At 46.0% G+C, this 2,802-nt stretch carries 2 protein-coding genes and 1 pseudogene; 2 read left to right on the top strand and 1 reads right to left on the bottom strand.

Going from position 1 to position 2,802, the window contains the following annotated elements:
• Both QXT17_RS09980 and QXT17_RS09985 read left to right on the top strand, forming a co-directional pair.
• Positions 1–279, top strand: a 279-nt coding sequence (locus tag QXT17_RS09980) for a hypothetical protein (protein WP_342815864.1), incomplete at its 5' end; no start/stop codon positions are given.
• A gap of 7 nt (positions 280–286) precedes the next feature.
• Positions 287–1,840: a radical SAM protein gene (locus tag QXT17_RS09985; protein ID WP_052885553.1), complete on the top strand. Its 1,554-nt coding sequence runs from the start codon at positions 287–289 to the stop codon at positions 1,838–1,840.
• A 65-nt stretch (positions 1,841–1,905) separates the two neighbouring features.
• Here the strand turns inward: QXT17_RS09985 and QXT17_RS09990 are convergent.
• Positions 1,906–2,802 (bottom strand): annotated as a pseudogene (locus tag QXT17_RS09990) (hypothetical protein); the annotation flags it as partial.

Genomic DNA, 2,802 nt, shown 5'->3' on the forward strand with positions numbered 1-2,802 from the left:
AGCAAAATGAATCGTGCAACTCTGGTTTTGAAGGGTCTCCACAATGCAGACCCTAAGACGGTATACAAATCATTGATGCGGTTTATTGCAAGCAATCACCCTGCAGACCTAGTTATCTACCTGTGTGATGAGGGGGGAATCGAAATGTTGGGAAAACTGGCCGAGTTTATAAGCAACAATATATCGATAGGTCTCGAAATATATTTGAGTTGCCCGGAATCGCTGGAGACAGGCTACGAGTTGTTAGAGTTGGGTAAAACATCTAGTCTCGAGGGGTGAATAAGGAATGTTCGAGGTGGTTTTAACAACGGACAGAACAATGATGAGCGACCATCACGGCAAAGAATTTATCGGTTTCATGGCTACCGGTCCAGCTATAGGAGTACCAGAGCAGTTGTGGCTATGGGCTTGTTGCCCCAAGCCGAAGGTTGACAAGCTGGGTAGGCCCTTAATTGCGCCGTATGGCCTTCGAAAAATAGAGGCCAAGCTACAGGACGCGGGCTACAACGCGGCCATAGTTGACCCCGACCACCTAGGCAAGCATCTAGACACAATGAAAGTATTGCTGTTAAGTCATCACGACTACTTTGCCTACGGCCCGCCGAGTAGCGAGTGGTGGCTTATAACAGGCCAGGAGCCTGTTAACAGGAGGAGCTTCATAAGACTTATGGAATCTCCCGTTGTTAGAGAAGCCAAGAAAAGGGGCGTAAAAATTATTGCCGGGGGTCCAGCGGCTTGGCAGTGGCTGTGGGAGCTTGGTTTGTGGGAGAAGTGGGGAGTAGACACAGTTGTGGATGGTGAGGGTGAAAGGGTTGTAGTCGAGCTTGTTGAAAAGGCTCTTAGGGGCGAAGAGCTACCAAGATATGTATATGTATCTCCACGAGAAGCCCCAAGAATCGAGGAGATACCCACAATTAAAGGTGCAAGTGTTAATGGGCTTGTCGAGATAATGCGTGGCTGTCCAAGGGGATGCAGGTTCTGTAGCGTGACACTCAGGCCGCTTAGATTTATTCCCATAGAAAAGATTCTCCAGGAAATAGAAGTTAACCTGAAGGCTGGCATTAAAAATGTGGTGCTTCACAGCGAGGACGTTTTGCTGTATGGGGCTGACGGGGTGAAACCACGCCCAGAGCCCTTAATCAAGCTGCATCAAGAGGTTTTAAAAAAGATTCCTGGGACGATTGCTTGGGCGCATGCGAGTCTTTCGGCCATAAAGTATTCTGAGGAAAACTATAAGCTAATCTCGACGCTCATGGAAATGATTTCAGAAAGACAGAAAATGTTAGGCGTAGAAGTGGGAATAGAGACTGGAAGCGTCAACCTTGCTAAAAAGATTATGCCTGCAAAGGCTTCACCTTACAAGGCCGAGGAGTGGCCCGAAATAGTAAAAGATGCCTTTGCAATCATGCATGACAACCATGTGATCCCCGCAGCTACGGTTATTCTTGGACTGCCGGAAGAAACTCCCGACGACGTCTTAAAGACAGCCGAGCTCATCGACGAATTGAAGAGCTATAGGAGCCTTATTGTTCCAATGTTTTTCGTGCCAATGGGCGCCTTGAAGAACATCGATAAGTTTAGGCGCGAATCGATTACCCGTGAGCACATCGAAGTTATGAAGGCCTGCCTGCAACATGACTTGTACTGGGCAAGGGATATCATGTCAAAGTTCTATTTCGAGGGGCTACGCTACGCACCTCTGAGGTTTTTCTTGAATTCGTTTATCTCATATGTCGAGCGTAAAACCGCCAACATAGATACGGTCATCGAAGAGTTCCTCAAGGAAAAGACAGAAAAAGAAACTGCCGCAATACCACTCCAAAAGGCGACGGGTGGTTAGTCCCTAAAAGTTAAATGTTATTCTGTATAATCTCTCCGAGACTTAGCGTCCTGTTTTTACTTGGGTTAGTTGGATTCTTGGCTAGCCTCTTCTCTAAATATTTCCAGCAAGACCTTATAGACATCGATTACTTTTAGTGTTGCTCCGCAATAGGGACACTTTACTGTGTCTCCCTCCTTTGGTAGCTCGATGCTTGCGCCGCAATAGGGGCACCGTACCTCTGCTACAACGATTCCTTTCGAGGCGAGAAGCTCAGCCAGCTGGGCGAAATCTGATATGTTCTTTGACTGGGACTTTAGCTGGGCAGAAGCGTCTTCTACAGCGAGCCTAAACGCCATAATAATCTTTTCGTATACCTCGGCCGCTATGCTACCCCTCATCACTGGTGGCTTGCCATGGTATCTGATCTGTACAACCAAGTCGCCATTTTTGTCCTCAAAGAGTGCTTCAACCGTAAAGGGACCCAAGTTCACGCTTCTTGCATAGGAGCCATATTGAGAATGCTCAATTACACTTGTTTCTAAATTCAGATTGATGGTAAGCTTGTTACCGGAAATGTTCCATGCAATATTTTGCAGGGTATATCTTTGAAAAAGCCTTGGAACATCCTCGGCTATTTTCCTCCACTCTCTGCCAGCATTCTTCACAGTTATTGTCTCTTGGTAAATCCAAGGCGACCTCTCCTTTCCTATCAGGATAACAAGACCAATTATTATGAACACGTATAAAAGAGCACCAATAAAGCCTAGAAAAACCACAGGTAAAACTAGGATAACCAGCAGTATCAACAAGAGACTGTTTTCATTCTCTGCCTTTCGAAGCCTCTCGAGGTAGAACTCTAGATTATCTTCTTGTGGAGCCTTCTCCTTTTGAGCTCCGCCCATAACAATTTTTTGGATACGTAAAATAAAAAGACTTCTAAGAGTTATAGGCGTATTCTTTGTGCCAATACTTGTATAGGA

It is taken from the genome of Thermofilum sp., assembly GCF_038871435.1.
Classification (GTDB): domain Archaea; phylum Thermoproteota; class Thermoprotei; order Thermofilales; family Thermofilaceae; genus Thermofilum; species Thermofilum adornatum.

Bases quoted from the DNA above. Each gene is read 5' to 3' on its own strand.
- QXT17_RS09985 (WP_052885553.1), top strand. From the start codon at position 287: ATGTTCGAGGTGGTTTTAACAACGGACAGAACAATGATGAGCGACCAT.